Consider the following 16,966-nt stretch of genomic DNA (forward strand, 5'->3'; position numbering starts at 1 on the left):
GAGACGTACGGCGGTTTCAGGAGAGGCGGGCCACCGCGGCGGCGACGCGTTCGTCGGTGGCGGTGAAGGCCACCCGCACAAAGCGCTCGCCCGCCGGGCCGTAGAAGTCCCCCGGGGCGACCAGGATGCCCAGCTTGCTCAGCTCGGCCACCGTGTCCCAGCAGGGCTCCTGCCGGGTCGCCCACAGATAGAGCGACGCCTCGCTGTGTTCGATGGTGAAGCCACGGCCGAGCAGCGCCTCGCGGAGCGCGGCCCGCCTGGCCGCGTACCGGGCCCGCTGCTCGACGACATGCTCGTCGTCGCCGAACGCCGCCACCATCGCCGCCTGCACCGGGGCCGGAAGCATCATCCCGGCGTGCTTGCGGACGGCCAGCAGCTCGCCCAGCACCGCCGGATCGCCGGCCAGGAACGCCGCCCGATAGCCGGCCAGATTGGACCGCTTGGAGAGCGAGTGCACGGCGACCAGGCCCTGATGGCTGTCGCCACACACCTCGGGGTGCAGCACCGAGACGGGCTCGGCCTCCCAGCCCAGCTCCAGATAGCACTCGTCGCTGACCACCAGCACGCCGTGCGCGCGCGCCCAGTCCACGACGGCGCGCAGCTCGGCGACGCCCAGCACCCGTCCGGTGGGGTTGGCCGGGGAGTTGAGCCAGAGCAGCCGCAGCCCGGCGGGATCCAGCGCGGTGGGCGACCCCCGGTAGGGAACGGGCTCCACCCCGGCCAGCCGCGCACCGACCTCGTAGGTCGGATACGCCGGCTCGGGGAACGCCACCCGGTCCCCGGCGGCGAGGCCGAGTTGCGCGGGCAACGACGCCACCAGCTCCTTGGAGCCGATGACCGGCAGCACGCCTCGGTGCCCGAGGCCGACCGCGCCGGTGCGGCGGGCGCACCAGTCGACCAGCGCGTCCCGCAGCCGGGGCGTGCCCCAGACGGTGGGGTAGCCGGGGCTGTCGGCGGCCTCGGCCAACGCCCGCCGGATCAGCTCGGGAACGGGATCGACCGGGGTGCCGACCGAGAGATCCACGATCCCGTCCGGGTGCGCCGCGGCGGTCGCCTTGTAGGGCTCAAGGCGGTCCCAGGGGAACACCGGAAGTCGGGGGGAGACGGCGGGCGACACGGATGGATCTCCTAGATCGTGCGAGATCGGGTGCTCAGGGTGACATGGGGCCCCGGGCGCTCACCCGAGGCCACGCCTCACTCGTCGTGGCTCTGCGGCGGCAGCGCGCCGACCAGCGGGTGGTCCCGCTCGATCAGACCCAACTTGCTGGCGCCGCCGGGGGAACCCAGCTCGTCGAAGAACTCGACGTTGGCCTTGTAGTAGTCCTTCCACTCCTCCGGGACGTCGTCCTCGTAGAAGATGGCCTCGACCGGGCAGACGGGCTCGCAGGCACCGCAGTCCACGCACTCGTCGGGGTGGATATAGAGAGCGCGCTGCCCCTCGTAGATGCAATCGACGGGGCATTCCTCGATGCATGCCTTGTCCTTGAGATCGACACAAGGCTCGGCGATCACATAGGTCACGCTGTCAGTCCTCCTCGTTGGGGCGGCGGTCCGCCGGGCGCACATGGCGCGGTGCCGCTGATGCTCGGCACCTAGTATCGCCGGTTGAGGCCCATGCGCACACCTGAGGGGTTGGCTCACACGATGGAATTCCCGGTCGGGGCTCGGCTCGAAGTCCGTATCACCCCCGCTGACGTGGGGAAACGCGTCTCGATTCGGACGCTTGCGGAGCCTGACGGCCGTTCCGGGCGATTCACGGACACCCTGGGCGTGCTCACCGCGTGGAGATCCGGTGTGCTTTACGTCACACACCGAACGGGGCGCTCGGTACGGCTGTCGGAGTCCGCGCTGGTCGCCGGAAAGGTGGTGCCCCCGACGCCGGCCAGACGTCGCGGGATACCGGCGGCCGGGGTGCGCGAGTTGGTCGCCGTCGCCGCCAGGAGCTGGCCGGCGCCGGAGACCGAACGACAAGGCGACTGGCTGCTGCGGGCCGGCGCCGGCTGGACCAGGCGGGCCAACTCGGCGGTGCCGCTGGGCCCGGACGCGCCGGACCTGGAGCGGCTGTGCGCCTGGTACCGGGACCGCGGTCTGCCGCCCCGCGTCCAACTGACCACGGGCGGCGCCGACGCCGACGAGGCGCTGGTGGCGCGGCTGGCGGAACGGGGGTGGCACGGCGACGCGTTCACCGCGCTGCGGGTCGGCGCGCTGGCGCCGCTGGCGGACCGGGAGCCCGATCCCCGGGTGCGTGTCGGCCGGGAGCTGACCGACGAGTGGCTGGCCGCGAACCCGTCGGCGCTGCGCGATCGGGACACGGCCCGCCGGGTGTTGGGCGCCGGCCCCTCCGTCTGGTTCGCGCTGGTGCCGGCCGGGGCCGGCGAACCGCCGGCGGCCGTGGGGCGCTGTGTGGTGGACGGCCGCTGGGCCGGCTTCGCCGCGATCGAGGTGGCGCCCGAACACCGCCGCCGGGGGCTGGCCACCGCGCTGATGGCGGAACTCGCCCGCGCCGCCCTGGCCGAGGGCGCCTCGGCGGCCTATCTCCAGGTGACGCACGACAACCGGGCGGCCGCCGCGCTCTACGACCGTCTCGGCTTCGCCGAGCACCACCACTACCACTACCGGACCGCCCCCGACGCCTGACCGGGCCCCGCGGCCCCGGACCCGACGACGAACGAGGCGACGCCCACCCGGGGAAGGGTGGACGCCGCCTCGTCGTGCGAGAGGTGCGGGAGGCGCGAGCGGAACGTCAGCCGAAGGTGGCGCCCTCGACCTCGGCGACCCGCCGATCCGGGCCGTTGTCGACCACGGCGGTCTCGCGCAGCGCCGGGATCAGCGCCGCCGCCGCGTGCTCAGGGGTCATCTCCACCAGACCGCTGCCGGCGTCGATCATCACCCCGTTGAATGTGTCGCCGTACACCAGGGCCAACTCGTCGGTGTCGATCACCGGTTGGAGATTGCCCTGGTCGCTGGGCTCCATGCTGAGCACCCGGGTCAACGTGTCCGGACTCATGGGCAGTTCGATGCCGGCGGCGGAGAGCCAGACCCAGCCGGACATCGCCGGCTCGCCGAACTCCTCCAGCGCCTGCGCCACCTGCTCCTCGCCGACCAGCGGCTCCTGCGTGGTGACGGGCAGTTCGACGACGGAGTCGCCGCCGCCGGCCGCCCGCTCCCGGAACGCCGCCTCCACGGCGTCGGCCGCGCCCTGCGGGTCGATGGCCGAACCGGCCTGCCCCGCACGGCCGATGGCCTGACCGTTCTCGAAGACGACGGTGCCGTCGACCGGCCCGTTGCCGCCGGCCCCCGTGGTCAGGTCGGCGAGCGCCACCGTCAACTTCTCGCGGTCCACGGAGAAGACCGCCTCGACCTCGGTTGAGGAGCCGAAGAGCGAACCGATGACGGCGACCGGACTGTAGTCCGTGCCCGAGGCGGCGCGCGCGGTGGCCTCGGTGTCCACGGCGAGACCGGCCACGCTGGGCTTCAACTCGACCTCCTGGCCGTCGACCAGCAGGATCAGCGGATCGTTGTTGGCCGCGTCCAGCCGCGACTCCAGCTGGCTCTGCGCCTCCTGGGTGCTCATCCCGCCGATGTCCACGCCCAGCACCGTGGTGCCCTTGGAGACGTCCTCCGGGTTGAGGAAGAGCCCCGCGCCATAGGCGACGACGCCCAGGCCGACCACGGCGACGGCCAGCAGCTTCAGCTTGGACCTGCCGCGCGGGGCGGCCTTGGCCGCCTTCGGCTCGGCCGGGGGCCGCTCGCCCTCGGCGCCCGGCTCGGGGCGCGGCCCCGGCGGCGGGACGGCCGGCCCCGCGCCGGATGCGGCCGGATCGCCGCCGGCCGCGAACGGGCTGGGCAGCGTGCCGGTGGCGGCGAGATCGCTCTCGCTGCCCAGGCCCTTGGGCGGCGCGGGCGGGAACGGACCGCCGAGGTCCATCGTGGTGCCCGCGGGGTCGTCGACGAGCGGCGGATGCCCCGCGACCTGCGGATGCCCGGCGCCCTGCGGGGGAATGCCCCCGGGCCGGGGCGCCGGCGCGTCCGGCGGAAGCCCCTGCGGGGTGACGGCCTGCTGCGGCGCCGGTGGCACCGACATGGTGCCGGGCGCGGGTCCTGTGGTCGGCCCGACGGGCCGGGGCGGCAGCGGGCCCTGCGGGGTGACCGCCGGCGGCACGTCGCCCTGCGACTCGGGCGAGCCGGCGAACCAGGCCGGGGGGGCGGACTGTTGGTGCACTCCCGGCATGCCGTCCGGCGGCGTGTCCGCGACATGCGGATGCCCGCCGGGCGGGGTGGCGGGTCCTTCGTCGGACGGCGACTCCTGGCGGCCCCGCGCGTCGACCTGGGGCATGGCCCCGGTCGCCGGCGGCTTGCGCGGCTCGAACCAGGAACTCGTCTTCTTGCCCGGATCGCCGGCGCCGCCGGCCGTCGGCGCCTGGGCGCCCTGGGCGGGGCGGCCGGCCGCGTCGGCGCGGGGTCCGGAGGCCGACTTCTTCCGGGTCGGCAGGGGCGGGGGCGGAGCGGAGCGCACCGCCTCCTCGTCCACGGTCTCCCGCACCACGATCGGGGGAATAGGCCGGGAACCTGGGATGTTGATCCGCGCGCGGGTCGTCATCGTGGTCTCGGTCTTCTTCTCCTCCGCCGGCGGAGTCCCCGGACGGGCCTCTCCGTCCCCCTCGTTGCGGTGGGGGTCACCCCATCCCCGGGGGTTGGGCGGATTGTCAGTTTCACGACTCAAGGCAGGATCTCCCGGTTGGGCTTCACCAGCCGGCCCGGACACTACCGGGGACGGCGGCTGGCCCCACGATACTGGGGTCGGACAGTCGCCACGCCCTCACCACAGGATTGGCACATCCGTACCCGTGCCCGACATCCTTCGCCGACGCGCCCGTTACCTGGGGGAACGTGTCTCGGGCACGGCGAACATGGGGCGTTCGGTGGGGGCCAGGGTGGCGCAGAGCACGGCGATGGTCATACCGCCGAGCAGATAGAGGTAGCTTGACGCGCCGGCGGCGTAGACGAAGTCCCCCTGGGGGCGGCTGACGGTGAGCAGCAGCACCGCCAGCATCCAGCCGCCGGCGGGGGCGGCGGCCCCGATCCGGGTGCGGGTGAGCAGCGCGCCGCCCCAGAACAGCCCGCCGCAGCCGGCCAGGGCGAGGAGCGCGCCCAGCGGGAACCAGCCGCCCTGCACCAGCGAGCCGGCGATGCCGGCCACCAGACCGAGCAGGCCGAGGCCCAGATAGCCGGCGATCCTCATCGTGACGCTCCCTGGTCGAGTCCGGCGAAGATGTCGTCCCGGGCGTCGGGCGGCGGGGGTTGGCCCGCGCCGAGACGGAAGTACTCCGTATCCCAGAGGGGTTGGGCCAGCCCGTTGGAGAGCGCGAAGGTGTCGCCCGCGACCTCGATCTGGGTGGCGTGGGCCGCCATCGCGGCCTGTTTGGCCGCATAGGCGGCGGGCGTGCCGCGCACCGAGACGGCCACCGAGGCGTCGTCGGTCACACCGGGGAGGTCGCGGACGTCGGCCACGCCCGCGAAGGGTCCGGGGCCTTCGGCGCGCAGCCGGGCCGTTCCGGCCTCGGCCTCGCCGGCCGGCAGGCAGTTCCACAGCACCCGGGCCACCCGGTGGCGGTCGGCGGCGCGTTGGACGGCGCGCATGGCGACGCGGTGGGCCTGGATATGGTCCGGGTGGCCGTAGCCGCCGCCGGGGTCGTAGGTGATCAGCACGTCGGGGCGGGTCTCGACGACGATGTCGGCGAGGGCGTCGGCCGCCTCGTCGAGGTCGGCCTGCCAGAAGGCGTCGGGGCGGTCGTTGCCGGCCAGGCCCATCATGCCGGAGTCCCGGTAGCGTCCGGGGCCGCCGAGCAGTCGGTGGTCGGTGACGCCGAGGGCGGCCATCGCGGCCGCCAACTCGCCGGCCCGGTAACCGCCGAGGGTGTCGTCGCGGTCGGCGACGAGATGCCCGAGCGAGGGCGGGATGACCTCCCCCTCCTCGCCCAGGGTGCAGGTGACCAGGGTGACCCTGGCGCCCGCCGCGACGCAGGCGGCCATGGTCACGCCGTTGGTGATCGTTTCGTCGTCGGGGTGCGCGTGCACCAGCAGCACGCCGGGCTGACCGGAACTCATGGGGGGCAGCCTACGTTCCCCCTACGGGCCCAGGGGCCGCTCAGAAGCTGAGTGAGTTGATCATGTCGGCGACGCCGCTGCTGAAGTTGTCGATGGTCGGGGCCATGTTGGAGCTGGCGAGGTAGAAGCCGAGAAGCACGCAGACCACCGCGTGCAACACCTTCAGCCCCGCTCGCCTGACCAGCAGAACGACAATGACCAGAAGCAGCAACACCGCTGAGACGGAGAGCGCCACCCGAGATCACCTCCATGGAATCGTGCCTGGTTCAGGGCACGGTGAGACGGCGCGTCCCCCGTCGTCAGGAGGACACGCCTTCTCGCCATGCGCCACGGATCATAACGTTCCGTGGCCCTCGCATGGCGCGGAGCACAGGAGCAGACCAGGGGCGCACGCCCCCCGCTCACCCCGTCGGAACGCCGCCCCGCTCCGGGAAGTGGCAGGCGGTCAGGTGCCCTTGGGCGTCGCCGTCCAGCCGGACCAGCGGCGGTTCCTCGCTGGCGCAGCGGTCCTGGGCCTTCCAGCAACGGGTGCGGAAGCGGCAGCCCGAGGGCGGGGCCATGGGCGAGGGGACGTCCCCCTCAAGGCGGATGCGCTCCCGTCCGGGACCCGGGGTCGCGGAAACCTGGGGTTCGGTCGCGTCGCCCGCCTCGGTCGGTGGCGGGTCGTCGGCCGGTGCCACCTCGGCCTCGGGCACGGCGGAGAGCAGCGCGTGGGTGTAGGGGTGGCGGGGGCGTTCGTAGATCGCCTCGCGGTCCCCGACCTCCACGATCTTGCCCAGGTACATCACCGCGACCCGCTGGGAGAAGTGCCGGACGACGGCCAGGTCGTGGGCGATGAAGAGGAACGCGATCCCGTGCTCGCGCTGCACCCGCCGCAGCAGGTTGATCACCTGGGCCTGGATGGAGACGTCCAGCGCCGAGACCGGCTCGTCGGCGACGATCAGCTTGGGTTCCAGCGCCAACGCCCTGGCCACGCCGATCCGTTGCCGCTGGCCGCCGGAGAACTCGTGCGGGAAGCGGTTGTAGTGCTCGGGGTTGAGGCCGACCGTCTCCAGCAGCTCGCGGACCCTGGCCTCCCGGCCGCCGGGCGGGTGCACGCCGTTGACCTCCAGCGGGGAGCCCACGATGGAGCCCACGGTCTGCCGGGGGTTGAGCGACGAGTAGGGGTCCTGGAAGATCATCTGGATCTCGGACCTGACGGGGGCCAGTTCGCGTCGGCCGGCCCGGGTGATGTCCCGGTCGCGGTAGACGATCCGGCCGGCGGTCGGCTCCAGCAGCCGGGCCAACAGCCGTCCGGTGGTGGACTTCCCGCAGCCCGACTCCCCGACGAGGCCGAGGCTCTCCCCGGCGTGCACGGTGAAGTCGAGGCCGTCGACGGCCCGGACGGCGCCGACCGTCCGTTTGAAGGGGAAGCCGCCCTTGACCGGGAAGTGCTTGGTCAGCCCCTCGACGGTCATCAGGGCGTCCCCGGGGGGCGCTTCGCGCTCTTCCCTGGATGTGCTGACGGTGCTCATGGATGGTTGTCCTCTGCCTCATGCCTCACGCTGGCTGCGGCCGGCCGGTGCCGCCCGGGGGTGGTGCGCTGCCGGGCTCAGGCGAGCTCGGGCCGGATCCGTTCGCGGTAGAGCGTCCGTTGCTGCTCGTCGGTGAGATGGCAGGCGGCGCCGCGTCCCTCCGGCAGCGCCGGACGTTCGCCGGCGCAACGCCCGTCGGCCACCTCGGCCACGAAACGGCAGCGCGGTTCGAACGGGCAGCCGGGCGGCGGGGAGAGCAGGCTGGGCGGGGTGCCGGCGATCGGCACCAGTTCCTTCTCCACATCGGTGGTCAGCCGCGGCATGGAGGTGAGCAGGCCCCAGGTGTAGGGGTGTCGGGGCGCGGACAGCACCTCCCGCACGGTGCCGCGCTCCACCGCGCGGCCCGCGTACATCACCAGCACATCGTCGGCGACGCCGGCGATCACGCCCAGATCGTGGGTGATCATGATGATCGCCGAGCCGAACTCCTGTTGGAGTTCCATCAGCAGGTCCAGGATCTGGGCCTGCACGGTGACGTCGAGCGCGGTGGTCGGCTCGTCGGCGATCAGCAGGTCGGGGTCGCAGATCAGGGCCATGGCGATCATCACCCGCTGGCGCATCCCGCCGGAGAACTGGTGCGGGTAGTCGTCCACCCGGCGGGCCGGGTTGGGGATGCCCACCTTGCCCAGCATCTCGATGGCCCGCGCCCTGGCCGCCCGGCGGGAGGCGCCCCGGTGCTTGCGGTACGGCTCCCCGATCTGGCGGCCGACGGTGTAGTAGGGCGAGAGCGCGGTGAGCGGGTCCTGGAAGATCATGGCCGCGGTGTTGCCGCGCAGCCGTTCCAGACGCCGCTCGGGCGCCGTCGTCAACTCCTCGCCGTCCAGGGTGATCCGGCCCGAGATGGCGGTGGTGGACTGGCCGTGCAGGCCCAGTACGGCCTGGGTGGCCACGGACTTGCCGGAGCCCGATTCGCCGACGATGCCGAGGGTCCGGCCGCGCTCGACCTCGAAGGAGAGCCCGTCGACGGCCTTGACCACGCCGTCCTCGGTCGTGAAGTGCACCCGCAGATCGTCCACGGTCAGAAAGGGGCTGGTCTCCAAGCCGGTTGCGGAGCCGGTTTCCGAGCCGGTTGTTGAGCCGGTAGCAGTCATGTTCAAGCACTCCTAGGCCAGCCGCACACGCGGGTCGATCAGCGCGTAACAGGCATCCACCAGGATGTTGAACAGCACGATCATCAGCGCGGCGAAGAGCATCACGCCCATCAGCATGGGCAGGTTGGACTCGGTCACGGAGTTCACGGCGAGTCTGCCGAGCCCCGGCAGGTTGAAGGTGAACTCGGTGATCATGGCGCCGCCGAACAGCGAGCCGAGGTCGATGCCGAAGATGGTGACGATCGGGATCAACGAGCCGCGCCAGGCGTAGCGGAAGAACACCGTCGGCCGGGACATGCCCTTGGCCTTGGCCGCGCGGACATGGTCCTCGCGCAGCTGCTCGATCAGGGCCGCCCTGGACATCCTGGTGTAGTTGGCGGTGAAGATGGTGGCGAGCACCAGCCAGGGCAGCAGCAACCCGTTGAACCAGCCCATCGGATCGTCGGTGAGCGGCACGTACTTGGGTTGGCTGAGGATCTGGGTGTTGTGCACCAGCAGCGCCAGGGCCAGCGGGCCGAGGAAGTAGATCTGCGCCGAGCTGAGCACCAGGGAGGCGGAGCTGACCGTCTTGTCCAGCAGGGTGCCGCGCCGCCAGGCGGCCAGCATGCCCAGGCCGAGGCCGACGATCAGGAAGACCACGGCGCCGCCGATGGAGAGCGAGAGGGTGGTGGGCAGCCGGTCGAGGATGGTGTCCAGCACCGGACGGTTGTCGGTGAAGGAGAAGCCGAGGCAGGGCGCGGGACAGGAGCCGGCCGGGAAGTCCCGGCCCGTGAACAGCCCGACCATGTACTCCCAGTACTGCGTGGGCACCGGTTTGTCGATGCCCAGGTTGTGCTCCACGATCGCCAACTGGTCGGGCGTGCAGGTCTTTCCGCAGGCCAGCAGGGCGGGGTTGCGCGGGATCGCGTAGAACAGGAAGAACGTGACGGCGCTGATGATCAGCAGGATGGCGATGGCGCCGAGCGATCGCCGCAGCAGGAATCGGAGCATCGGGTAGCAGCCCTTTTACGATCGGTCGGCCGGGGTCCGGGCGGGGCGCCCACCGTGTCGGTGGACGCCCCGGAGGTCAGCGACCGTCAGCTCTCGTCCTGGATCACATAGATGCGTTGCATGTCCACGGTGCCCTGGTTGGCGTTGAAGTCGGCACCGCCGATCAGGGAGCCGTGCAGGATGTTCATCTTGTAGTAGTAGAGCGGTATCTGGGCCGCCAGATCCTCGACGAGGTACTCGTTCAGCCCGAACCACTCGGCCGCGGCCTCGGCCGGGTCGGTGATCTCCCGGATGCGGTCGATCTCCGCGTTGACGTGCTCGTCGTTGAGATGGGTGTAGTTGCTCGCCTGGTCCTGGATCTGCCGGCCGTCGAACTGCGGCGGGATCACCGTGGCGCTGGAGAGCCAGTCATGGCCCCAGTTGCTGCGGTAGAGGTCGTAGCCGTTGTCCACCACGCCGATCGTGTCGTAGTAGGAGGTCTGTGGCACATCGCTGCGGTTGACCGTGAAGCCGGCCTCCTCCAGCGCGTCCTCCACGGCCACGGCGGCCCTGGCGTCCTCGTTGTTGGTGTGGTGGACGTAGTTCAGCTCGTAGCCGACGGCGTCCGCCTCCTCCAGCAACTCCCTGGCCCGTGTCAGATCGCCCTGCGGGTTGGCCAGCTTCCCGTACGGGTCGTAGCCCTCCTCGTAGCCGGGCAGCAGCGGGCTGAGCAGACCACCGGCGTACTCGCCGGCGAACGCGCCCCCGTAGGCGTTGAGCACGCCGTTCAACGGGATGGCGTGGGCGATGGCCTGGCGCACCCTGACATCAGTGACCCGGTCGGTGTTGATCGCCAGGGCGGCGACATAGGGCTGGTAGCCCTGGACCAGTCGCTCCTGGTACTCCGGATTGGACGAGACCTCGGGGGCGTTGCCCGGGTCCACGCTGTTGTTGAAGGAGAGGGCGTAGCGGTCGTCCCCGTTGTCGGCCATCAGCCGGGTGGTGGAGTCGTCCGCGCTGTGCCCGAAGGTGATCTCGAACCGGTCCGGGTAGGCGTTGCGCGCCGCGTCGCTCGCCGGGTCCCAGTGCTCATTGCGCACCAGCGTCATCGAGCGGTCGGGCCGGAAGTCGTCGATGGTGTAGGGGCCGGTGGCCAACGGCTCCTGGTCGTAGGTCTCCCGGGTGTCCCCGTCCTCGGAGACCAGCGCGTAGCCGACCAGCGCCAGCGCGTAGGGGAGGTCGGTCTGCGGCTGCGCGAAGTGGAAGACCACCGTCTTGTCGTCCGGGGTCTCCAGCACCGTGTCCGGCAGGTGGTCGCCCTCGTAGGGCCCCTCGGGCAGCAGCTCGCGGTACTCGGCGCCTTCCGCGTCGGCCAGCCACTGCTGGACGAAGGTCGGGCCGTTGGTGACGAAGGGCGCGAAGGTGCGCTCGATGGTGTGGCGGACGTCGGCCGAGGTGATCGGCGTGCCGTCGCTGAAGTGGATGTCGTCCTTGAGGGTGTACGTCCAGCTGCGGCCGTCCTCGGAGACGGTGCCGGCGTCGGTGGCCAGATCGCCGACCACGGAGTAGTTGCCGTCGTTGTCCATCCGGACGGTGGTCAGGCCGCGGTGGATCAGGGAGGCGATGGTGGACTCGGCCGCGGTGTAGATCTGTCCCGGGTCCAGATGGTTGGGCGAGACCTCCTGGAGCACATAGACCGTGCCGCCGGGAGTGGCGCCCGGCACCTCCTCGGCGGGTCCGGTGGACGCCTCGACGTCGGCGAAGGATATCTCCTCCGGGGCCTCGGCGACCGGTCCGCCGCCCTCCTGGCCGCCGTTGCCGCCGTCTCCGCCGCCACCGCCCCCGCCGCTGCTACACGCGCTGAGCACCAGCGCGCCGGTCAGGGCGATGGCCGCCCCCGTCAGGCGCACCTGGCGCAGTGATCTCTTGCTCATGGGTTCTTACGCACCTGCCCGTTTCGTTGTGTCAGCGGATGGTCTTGGGGTCGAACGCGTCCCGCACCGAGTCCCCGAGCAGGTTGAAGGCGACCACGAAGACCACCAGCGACACTCCGGGGAAGAACATGTAGGTGATGTCGGCGCGGTAGACCTCGGCACCGATGGCGAACATCCGCCCCCAGTCGGGGGTGGGCTCCACCAGGCCCACGCCGAGATAGGAGAGCGCGGCGGCCGTGGTCACGAAGTTGGGCAACATGTACGTCGACTGCACGAGCATCGGCGAGACGACGTTGGGCAGCAGTTCCTTGCGGATGATCCGCCAGGGCGAGGCCCCGCTCACCTTGGCCGCCTCGACGAACTCCCGCTCCCGCAGGGCCAGGGTGGCGCCGCGCAGGATGCGGCCGAGCGTCATCCAGCCCAGCACCCACAGCACCACGACGATCGAGACCACCCGCACATAGGTGGGGGTCTCCTCCCTCGGGTCCACGAAGAGCGTGGTCACGATCGGCAGGAAGGCCACGAAGAACAGCTGGTTGGGGAAGGCCATCAGCAGGTCGATGAACCGGCTGATCAGAAAGTCCGTCCGGCCGCCCAGATAGCCGGCGGCGATGCCCAGGACGATCGCGGTCAGGGTGGCCAGCACGGTCACGGCGAGCGCGATCAGCAACGAGGTGCGAATCCCGTAGACCAGCTGGGTCAGCACGTCCCGGCCCAGGCCGGGTTCGAGGCCGAACCAGAACTCCCCGTCGATCCCGCCGTTGGGCTTGACCGGATAGCCGAACTCGTTCAGCAGGCTCGGATCCTTCTGCCCGTACCGGGTGTAGGGATCCTTTCCGTAGAGCCAGGAGATGACGGGCGCCAGCAGTCCCACAAGAAAGAACGAGAGCACGATACAGGCGGAAACGACCCCGACCCGGTCACGACGGAATCGGCGCCACATCAGCTGCCCAGGGGACCGGCCCACCAACTCGGTGCCGACGACCTGGGTATCGCTGGACATCAGTTGGCCCCCCGGTGGCGCGCTCGCGTGCGATGCGTGTAGAGCGCGACTGTGGCAAGGGGTGGAGTTTCCCGTCAAGGGATAACAAAGGTATAAACCTCTGAAGGTATATGAGTGAGCCAACATTATGCGAATTGAAGCCAGTTGGCGCTTGACTCGATCAGAGACAATCAGAAATGTACGGATAAGGCGGGAGTGGACCTGTTAACAAGGCGGCAACGCCCCCGACCCGGCGCCGATATCCCTACGTCCCAGACTGTGGCGGTACGGCCGTGCGGGTGCCGTAGACCGAGGCGGTGCGGCCATGGGACCGCACCGCCTCGGTACCCGAACTCGCCGCGCCCACAGGGGTGTTCGGTGGCTCAGTCCGCCCTGACCTCGGGTTTGGTGGCCGCGAAGTGACAGGCCGAAGGATGCGCCACGGGCGGCCCCTCGGCCAGCAGATGCCCGGGAACCACCAGCGGTGGGTCCACATCCGCGCACTTCTGCTGGGCCTTCCAGCACCGGGTACGAAAATGGCAGCCGGAGGGCGGATTGGCCGGAGAAGGCACATCTCCGGCGAGAATGATCCGTTCCCGCCGACTGCTCGCCACCGGATCGGGCACCGGCACCGCCGAGAGCAGCGCCTGGGTGTACGGATGGGTCGGAAACCGATAGATCTCCTCGTCGCTGCCGATTTCCACCACCCGCCCCAGATACATCACGCCGACGCGGTCCGAGATATGTCGAACAATCGAAAGATCATGGGCGATAAACATATACGACAGGCCAAACTCGTTCTGCAGCCGCTCCATCAGGTTGATCACCTGGGCCTGCACCGAGACGTCCAGCGCGGAGACCGGCTCGTCGGCCACGATGATCTCCGGGTTGAGGGCCAGACCTCTGGCGATGCCGATGCGCTGGCGCTGGCCGCCGGAGAACTGGTGCGGATAGCGGTTGATGTACTCGGGGTTGAGCCCGACCACGTCCAACAGCTCCCGCACCCTGGCCCGTCGGCTTCCCTTGGGCGCGACATCGGGGTGGATCTCGAACGGCTCCCCGATGATGTCGCCCACCGTCATCCGGGGGTTGAGCGAGGTGTAGGGGTCCTGGAACACCATCTGGATGTTCCGCCGCACCGCCTTCAACGCCCGCCCCGAGAGCCGGGAGATGTCCTCGCCCTTGTAGCGGATCGTGCCCGAGGTGGGGGACTCCAGGTTCATCAGCAGCTTCGCCACCGTCGACTTGCCGCAGCCCGACTCCCCCACGATGCCCAGCGTCTCCCCCGGGTAGAGGGAGAGCGACACCCCGTCCACCGCCTTGACCGCGCCGATGTTCCGCTTGAACAGGATGCCCTGGGTCAGCGGGAAGTGCTTGACAAGGTCGGTCACTTCCAGGATCGGCTCGCCATGTGGCTCACTCACCGACGGTCTCCTTCCAGAAGTGGCAGGCGCTCGACCGCCGGGGGCCGACCTCGTAGAGCGGCGGCCTGGGATCCTCCCGGCAGACGTCCCTGGCCAGCGGACAGCGCGGGTGGTAGGGGCAACCGGCGGGAATGCGCGCCAGGTTGGGCGGCAGCCCCTTGATCGCGCGCAGCTCGCCGCCCTTGTGGTCCAGGCGTGGGATCGACTCCAGCAGCCCCTTGGTGTAGGGATGCGCCGGCCGGCTGTACAGCTCGTGCACCGGGGCGTTCTCCACGATCCGGCCCGCGTACATCACCGCGATCTTGTCCGCCACTCCCGCGACCACCCCCAGATCGTGGGTGATCAGGATCAGTCCCATCCGAAACTCGCGTTGCAACTCGGCCAGCAGGTCCATCACCTGGGCCTGCACGGTGACGTCCAGCGCCGTGGTGGGCTCGTCCGCGATGATCAGCTCGGGCTCCAGGGCCAGCGCCATCGCGATCATGATCCGCTGCCGCATACCGCCGGAGAACTGGTGCGGATAGTCGTTGACCCGCTCCCTGGCCGCCGGGATGCGCACCCGTTCCATCAGCTCGATCGCCCTGGCTTTGGCCTCCTTGCGGTCGGCGCCCCGGTGCACCCGGAACATCTCGCCCAGCTGGTAGCCGACCGTCAGCACCGGGTTGAGCGAGGAGAGCGCGTCCTGGAAGATCATCGCGATCTTCTCGCCCCGGATCCGGCGCCGCTCCTCGGCGCGCAGGGTGAGCAGGTCCCGGCCCTGGAAGCGCACCTCACCGCCGGCGATCCGGCCCGGCGGCGAGTCCAGGATGCCCATCACCGCCTGCGCGGTGACGGACTTCCCCGAGCCCGACTCCCCCAGCACCGCCAGGGTCTCGCCGGCGTCCACCGAGTAGCTGACCCCGTTGACCGCCTGGATCAGCCCGTCCCTGGTCTGGAACTCCACGCGCAGATCGCGGACTTCGAGCAGCATCGCGTTCCCTTTCCTTCGCCCCTCAGCGCAGCCTGGGATCGAGGGCATCGCGCACCGCGTCGCCCAGCATGATGAAGGCCAGCACCGTGATGCTCAGCGCGGCGGCCGGATAGAGCAGGATGTGGGGCGCGTTGCGGAACTGCATGCCGTCCGAGGCGGCCGAGATGTCCACGCCCCAGGACACCGTGGGCGGCCGCAGGCCCACGCCCAGATAGCTGAGCGTGGCCTCCAGCGCGATAAAGGTGCCCAGCATGATGGTCGCCATCACGATCACCGGGGCGATCGCGTTGGGCATGATGTGCCGCAGCAGCATCCTGGTGTTGCTGGCGCCGAGCGCGCGGGCCGCCTGCACGTAGTCGTTCTGTTTGGCGGTGATCACGGCACCCCTGGCGATGCGGGCGATCTGTGGCCAGCCCAGCGCGGCGATCACCAGCACCACGGGCCAGATCCCGCGCAGCGTGATCATGCTCAGGAAGACGATGGCGCCCAGCACCATGGGGATGCCGAAGAAGACGTCGGTCAGCCGGGAGAGCAGGGTGTCCCAGAACCCGCCGTAGAAGCCGGCCAGGCTGCCGACCACCGCGCCGACCAGGGCGACGCCGAGCGTGGCGCAGACCCCGACCGCGATCGAGGCTCGGGCGCCGTAGACGGTGCGGGTGTAGACGTCGCAGCCCTGGGTGTCGAAGCCGAACCAGTGTCCCGCGCTGGGTCCTTCGAGGGAGCGGCCCAGCTGGCAGTGGACCGGACTGCGCGAGGCGATCAGGGACGGCCACAGGGAGATCAGCACCAGAAAGAGAATGAGCAGCGCCGAGACCACAAAGATCGGGTTGCGCCGCAGATCGTGCCAGGCGTCCGACCAGAGGCTGCGCGCCCCCTCCGGCACCGGCTCGACGCCGGTCACCCCCAACGCCTTGGCCCCCGCGTCCTCCTGGCCCCCGAACGGTGGTTGCGACGTGGGTTCAGGCATAGCGAATCCTCGGGTCGAGCACGGCGTAGAGGAGGTCGACCAGCAGATTGGCCAGCAGGAAGATCAGCACCAGCACCACCACGAAGCCGACGACGGTCGGGGAGTTCTGCCGGAGGATGCCCTGGAAGAGCTGGTAGCCGACGCCCTGGATGTTGAAGATCCGTTCGGTGACGATGGCGCCGGCCATCAGGTTGCCGATGTCGGCGCCGAGGTAGGTCACCACCGGGATCAGGGAGTTGCGCAGCAGATGCCGCACGGTCACCCGCCGTCTCGGCAGCCCCTTGGCCACGGCCGTACGGATGTAGTCGGCGCGGACGTTCTCCGCCACCGAGGTCCTGGTCAGCCGGGTGACATAGGCGAGCGAGACCAGCGAGAGGATCAGCCCCGGCACGATCAGCTCGTCGAACCGGCCCTCGGGCCCCACCGCCGGGTTGATCCAGCCGAACTCGACCCCGAGGAAGTACTGGAGCGTGGTGCCCAGCACAAAGGTCGGGATCGCGATCACCACCAGGGTCAGCACCAGCACCGAGGTGTCCAGCGAACGGCCGCGCCGCAGTCCGGTGATGACGCCGAGGGTGATGCCGATGATCACTTCGAAGGTGAGCGCGACCAGCATCAGTCGGGCACTGATCGGAAAGGCCCGTCCCATCAGATCGGTCACCGGCTCACCGTTGAAGGCGGTACCGAAGTCGCCGGTGAAGATCTTGCCCATGTAGAGCACGTACTGCTGCCACACCGGCTTGTCGAGGTTGAACTCGGCGCGCAGCGCGGCGGCGGTGGCCGGATCGGGGCCCCGATCCCCGAAGAGCGCGGCCACCGGATCGCCGAGCGCGTACACCATCAGGAAGATCAGAAAGGTGGCGCCGATGAACACCGGGATCATCTGGAGCAGGCGCCGGATGACGTAGCGTCCCATGGGGCCTCCGATGGGGAGCGAGGCGGACGGT

At 70.5% G+C, this 16,966-nt stretch carries 16 protein-coding genes; 1 reads left to right on the forward strand and 15 read right to left on the reverse strand.

The genetic code is table 11. From position 1 onward, the window contains the following. Positions 1–16 precede the first annotated feature (16 nt). Together dapC and fdxA are read right to left on the reverse strand one after the other, a co-directional pair. Positions 17–1,117, reverse strand: a complete 1,101-nt coding sequence (gene dapC, locus AOM46_RS06545) for a succinyldiaminopimelate transaminase (protein ID WP_062206924.1) — start codon at positions 1,115–1,117, stop codon at positions 17–19. 77 nt (positions 1,118–1,194) lie between these two features. After that, positions 1,195–1,521 (reverse strand): ferredoxin, encoded by a 327-nt coding sequence (gene fdxA / locus AOM46_RS06550; RefSeq protein WP_062206926.1) that lies wholly within the window; start codon positions 1,519–1,521, stop codon positions 1,195–1,197. Between the two features lie 123 nt (positions 1,522–1,644). Between fdxA and AOM46_RS06555 the strand changes: the two genes are divergently transcribed. After that, positions 1,645–2,637: a GNAT family N-acetyltransferase gene (locus tag AOM46_RS06555; protein ID WP_078856544.1), complete on the forward strand. Its 993-nt coding sequence runs from the start codon at positions 1,645–1,647 to the stop codon at positions 2,635–2,637. 106 nt (positions 2,638–2,743) lie between these two features. On the opposite strand, the gene AOM46_RS06560 is transcribed toward AOM46_RS06555, so the two are convergent. The 13 genes from AOM46_RS06560 to AOM46_RS06620 all read right to left on the reverse strand — a co-directional run bounded on the left by AOM46_RS06560 (position 2,744) and on the right by AOM46_RS06620 (position 16,935). Next, positions 2,744–4,600 carry a hypothetical protein gene (locus AOM46_RS06560; protein WP_062206928.1) on the reverse strand — a complete coding sequence of 619 codons (1,857 nt, stop codon included), beginning with the start codon at positions 4,598–4,600 and terminating at the stop codon, positions 2,744–2,746. A 276-nt stretch (positions 4,601–4,876) separates the two neighbouring features. Further along, entirely contained in the window at positions 4,877–5,242 is a 366-nt protein-coding gene (locus tag AOM46_RS06565; RefSeq protein WP_062206930.1) for a DUF6113 family protein, read from the reverse strand. Then, positions 5,239–6,108, reverse strand: coding sequence for an N-acetyl-1-D-myo-inositol-2-amino-2-deoxy-alpha-D-glucopyranoside deacetylase (gene mshB, locus AOM46_RS06570; protein WP_062206932.1), 870 nt, complete (start codon positions 6,106–6,108; stop codon positions 5,239–5,241). The genes AOM46_RS06565 and mshB overlap by 4 nt, the downstream gene beginning before the upstream one ends. 40 nt (positions 6,109–6,148) lie before the next feature. Beyond that, positions 6,149–6,343 (reverse strand): hypothetical protein, encoded by a 195-nt coding sequence (locus AOM46_RS06575; protein ID WP_062206934.1) that lies wholly within the window; start codon positions 6,341–6,343, stop codon positions 6,149–6,151. 166 nt (positions 6,344–6,509) lie between these two features. Continuing rightward, entirely contained in the window at positions 6,510–7,622 is a 1,113-nt protein-coding gene (locus AOM46_RS06580) for an ABC transporter ATP-binding protein (protein ID WP_062206937.1), read from the reverse strand. A 77-nt stretch (positions 7,623–7,699) separates the two neighbouring features. Beyond that, complete coding sequence (locus tag AOM46_RS06585; RefSeq protein WP_078856545.1) at positions 7,700–8,773, reverse strand: ABC transporter ATP-binding protein; 1,074 nt, start codon at positions 8,771–8,773, stop codon at positions 7,700–7,702. A gap of 12 nt (positions 8,774–8,785) precedes the next feature. Further along, complete coding sequence (locus tag AOM46_RS06590) at positions 8,786–9,763, reverse strand: ABC transporter permease (protein WP_062206942.1); 978 nt, start codon at positions 9,761–9,763, stop codon at positions 8,786–8,788. Positions 9,764–9,849: 86 nt separating this feature from the next. Next, positions 9,850–11,676 carry an ABC transporter substrate-binding protein gene (locus AOM46_RS06595; protein ID WP_062206944.1) on the reverse strand — a complete coding sequence of 609 codons (1,827 nt, stop codon included), beginning with the start codon at positions 11,674–11,676 and terminating at the stop codon, positions 9,850–9,852. 31 nt (positions 11,677–11,707) lie between these two features. Beyond that, positions 11,708–12,679, reverse strand: a complete 972-nt coding sequence (locus AOM46_RS06600) for an ABC transporter permease (RefSeq protein ID WP_062206946.1) — start codon at positions 12,677–12,679, stop codon at positions 11,708–11,710. A 362-nt stretch (positions 12,680–13,041) separates the two neighbouring features. After that, positions 13,042–14,082 (reverse strand): ABC transporter ATP-binding protein, encoded by a 1,041-nt coding sequence (locus tag AOM46_RS06605; RefSeq protein WP_199823930.1) that lies wholly within the window; start codon positions 14,080–14,082, stop codon positions 13,042–13,044. After that, complete coding sequence (locus AOM46_RS06610; RefSeq protein WP_062206950.1) at positions 14,075–15,052, reverse strand: ABC transporter ATP-binding protein; 978 nt, start codon at positions 15,050–15,052, stop codon at positions 14,075–14,077. The genes AOM46_RS06605 and AOM46_RS06610 overlap by 8 nt, the downstream gene beginning before the upstream one ends. A gap of 22 nt (positions 15,053–15,074) precedes the next feature. After that, on the reverse strand, positions 15,075–16,019 hold the full coding sequence (locus AOM46_RS06615; protein WP_062206952.1) for an ABC transporter permease: 945 nt from the start codon (positions 16,017–16,019) through the stop codon (positions 15,075–15,077). Further along, entirely contained in the window at positions 16,012–16,935 is a 924-nt protein-coding gene (locus AOM46_RS06620; RefSeq protein WP_062206954.1) for an ABC transporter permease, read from the reverse strand. Before AOM46_RS06620 ends, AOM46_RS06615 begins: the two co-directional genes overlap by 8 nt. Positions 16,936–16,966 lie beyond the last annotated feature (31 nt).

The sequence above is a fragment of the Streptomyces sp. NBRC 109706 genome (genome assembly GCF_000974485.1).
Lineage (GTDB): Bacteria > Actinomycetota > Actinomycetes > Streptomycetales > Streptomycetaceae > Streptomyces.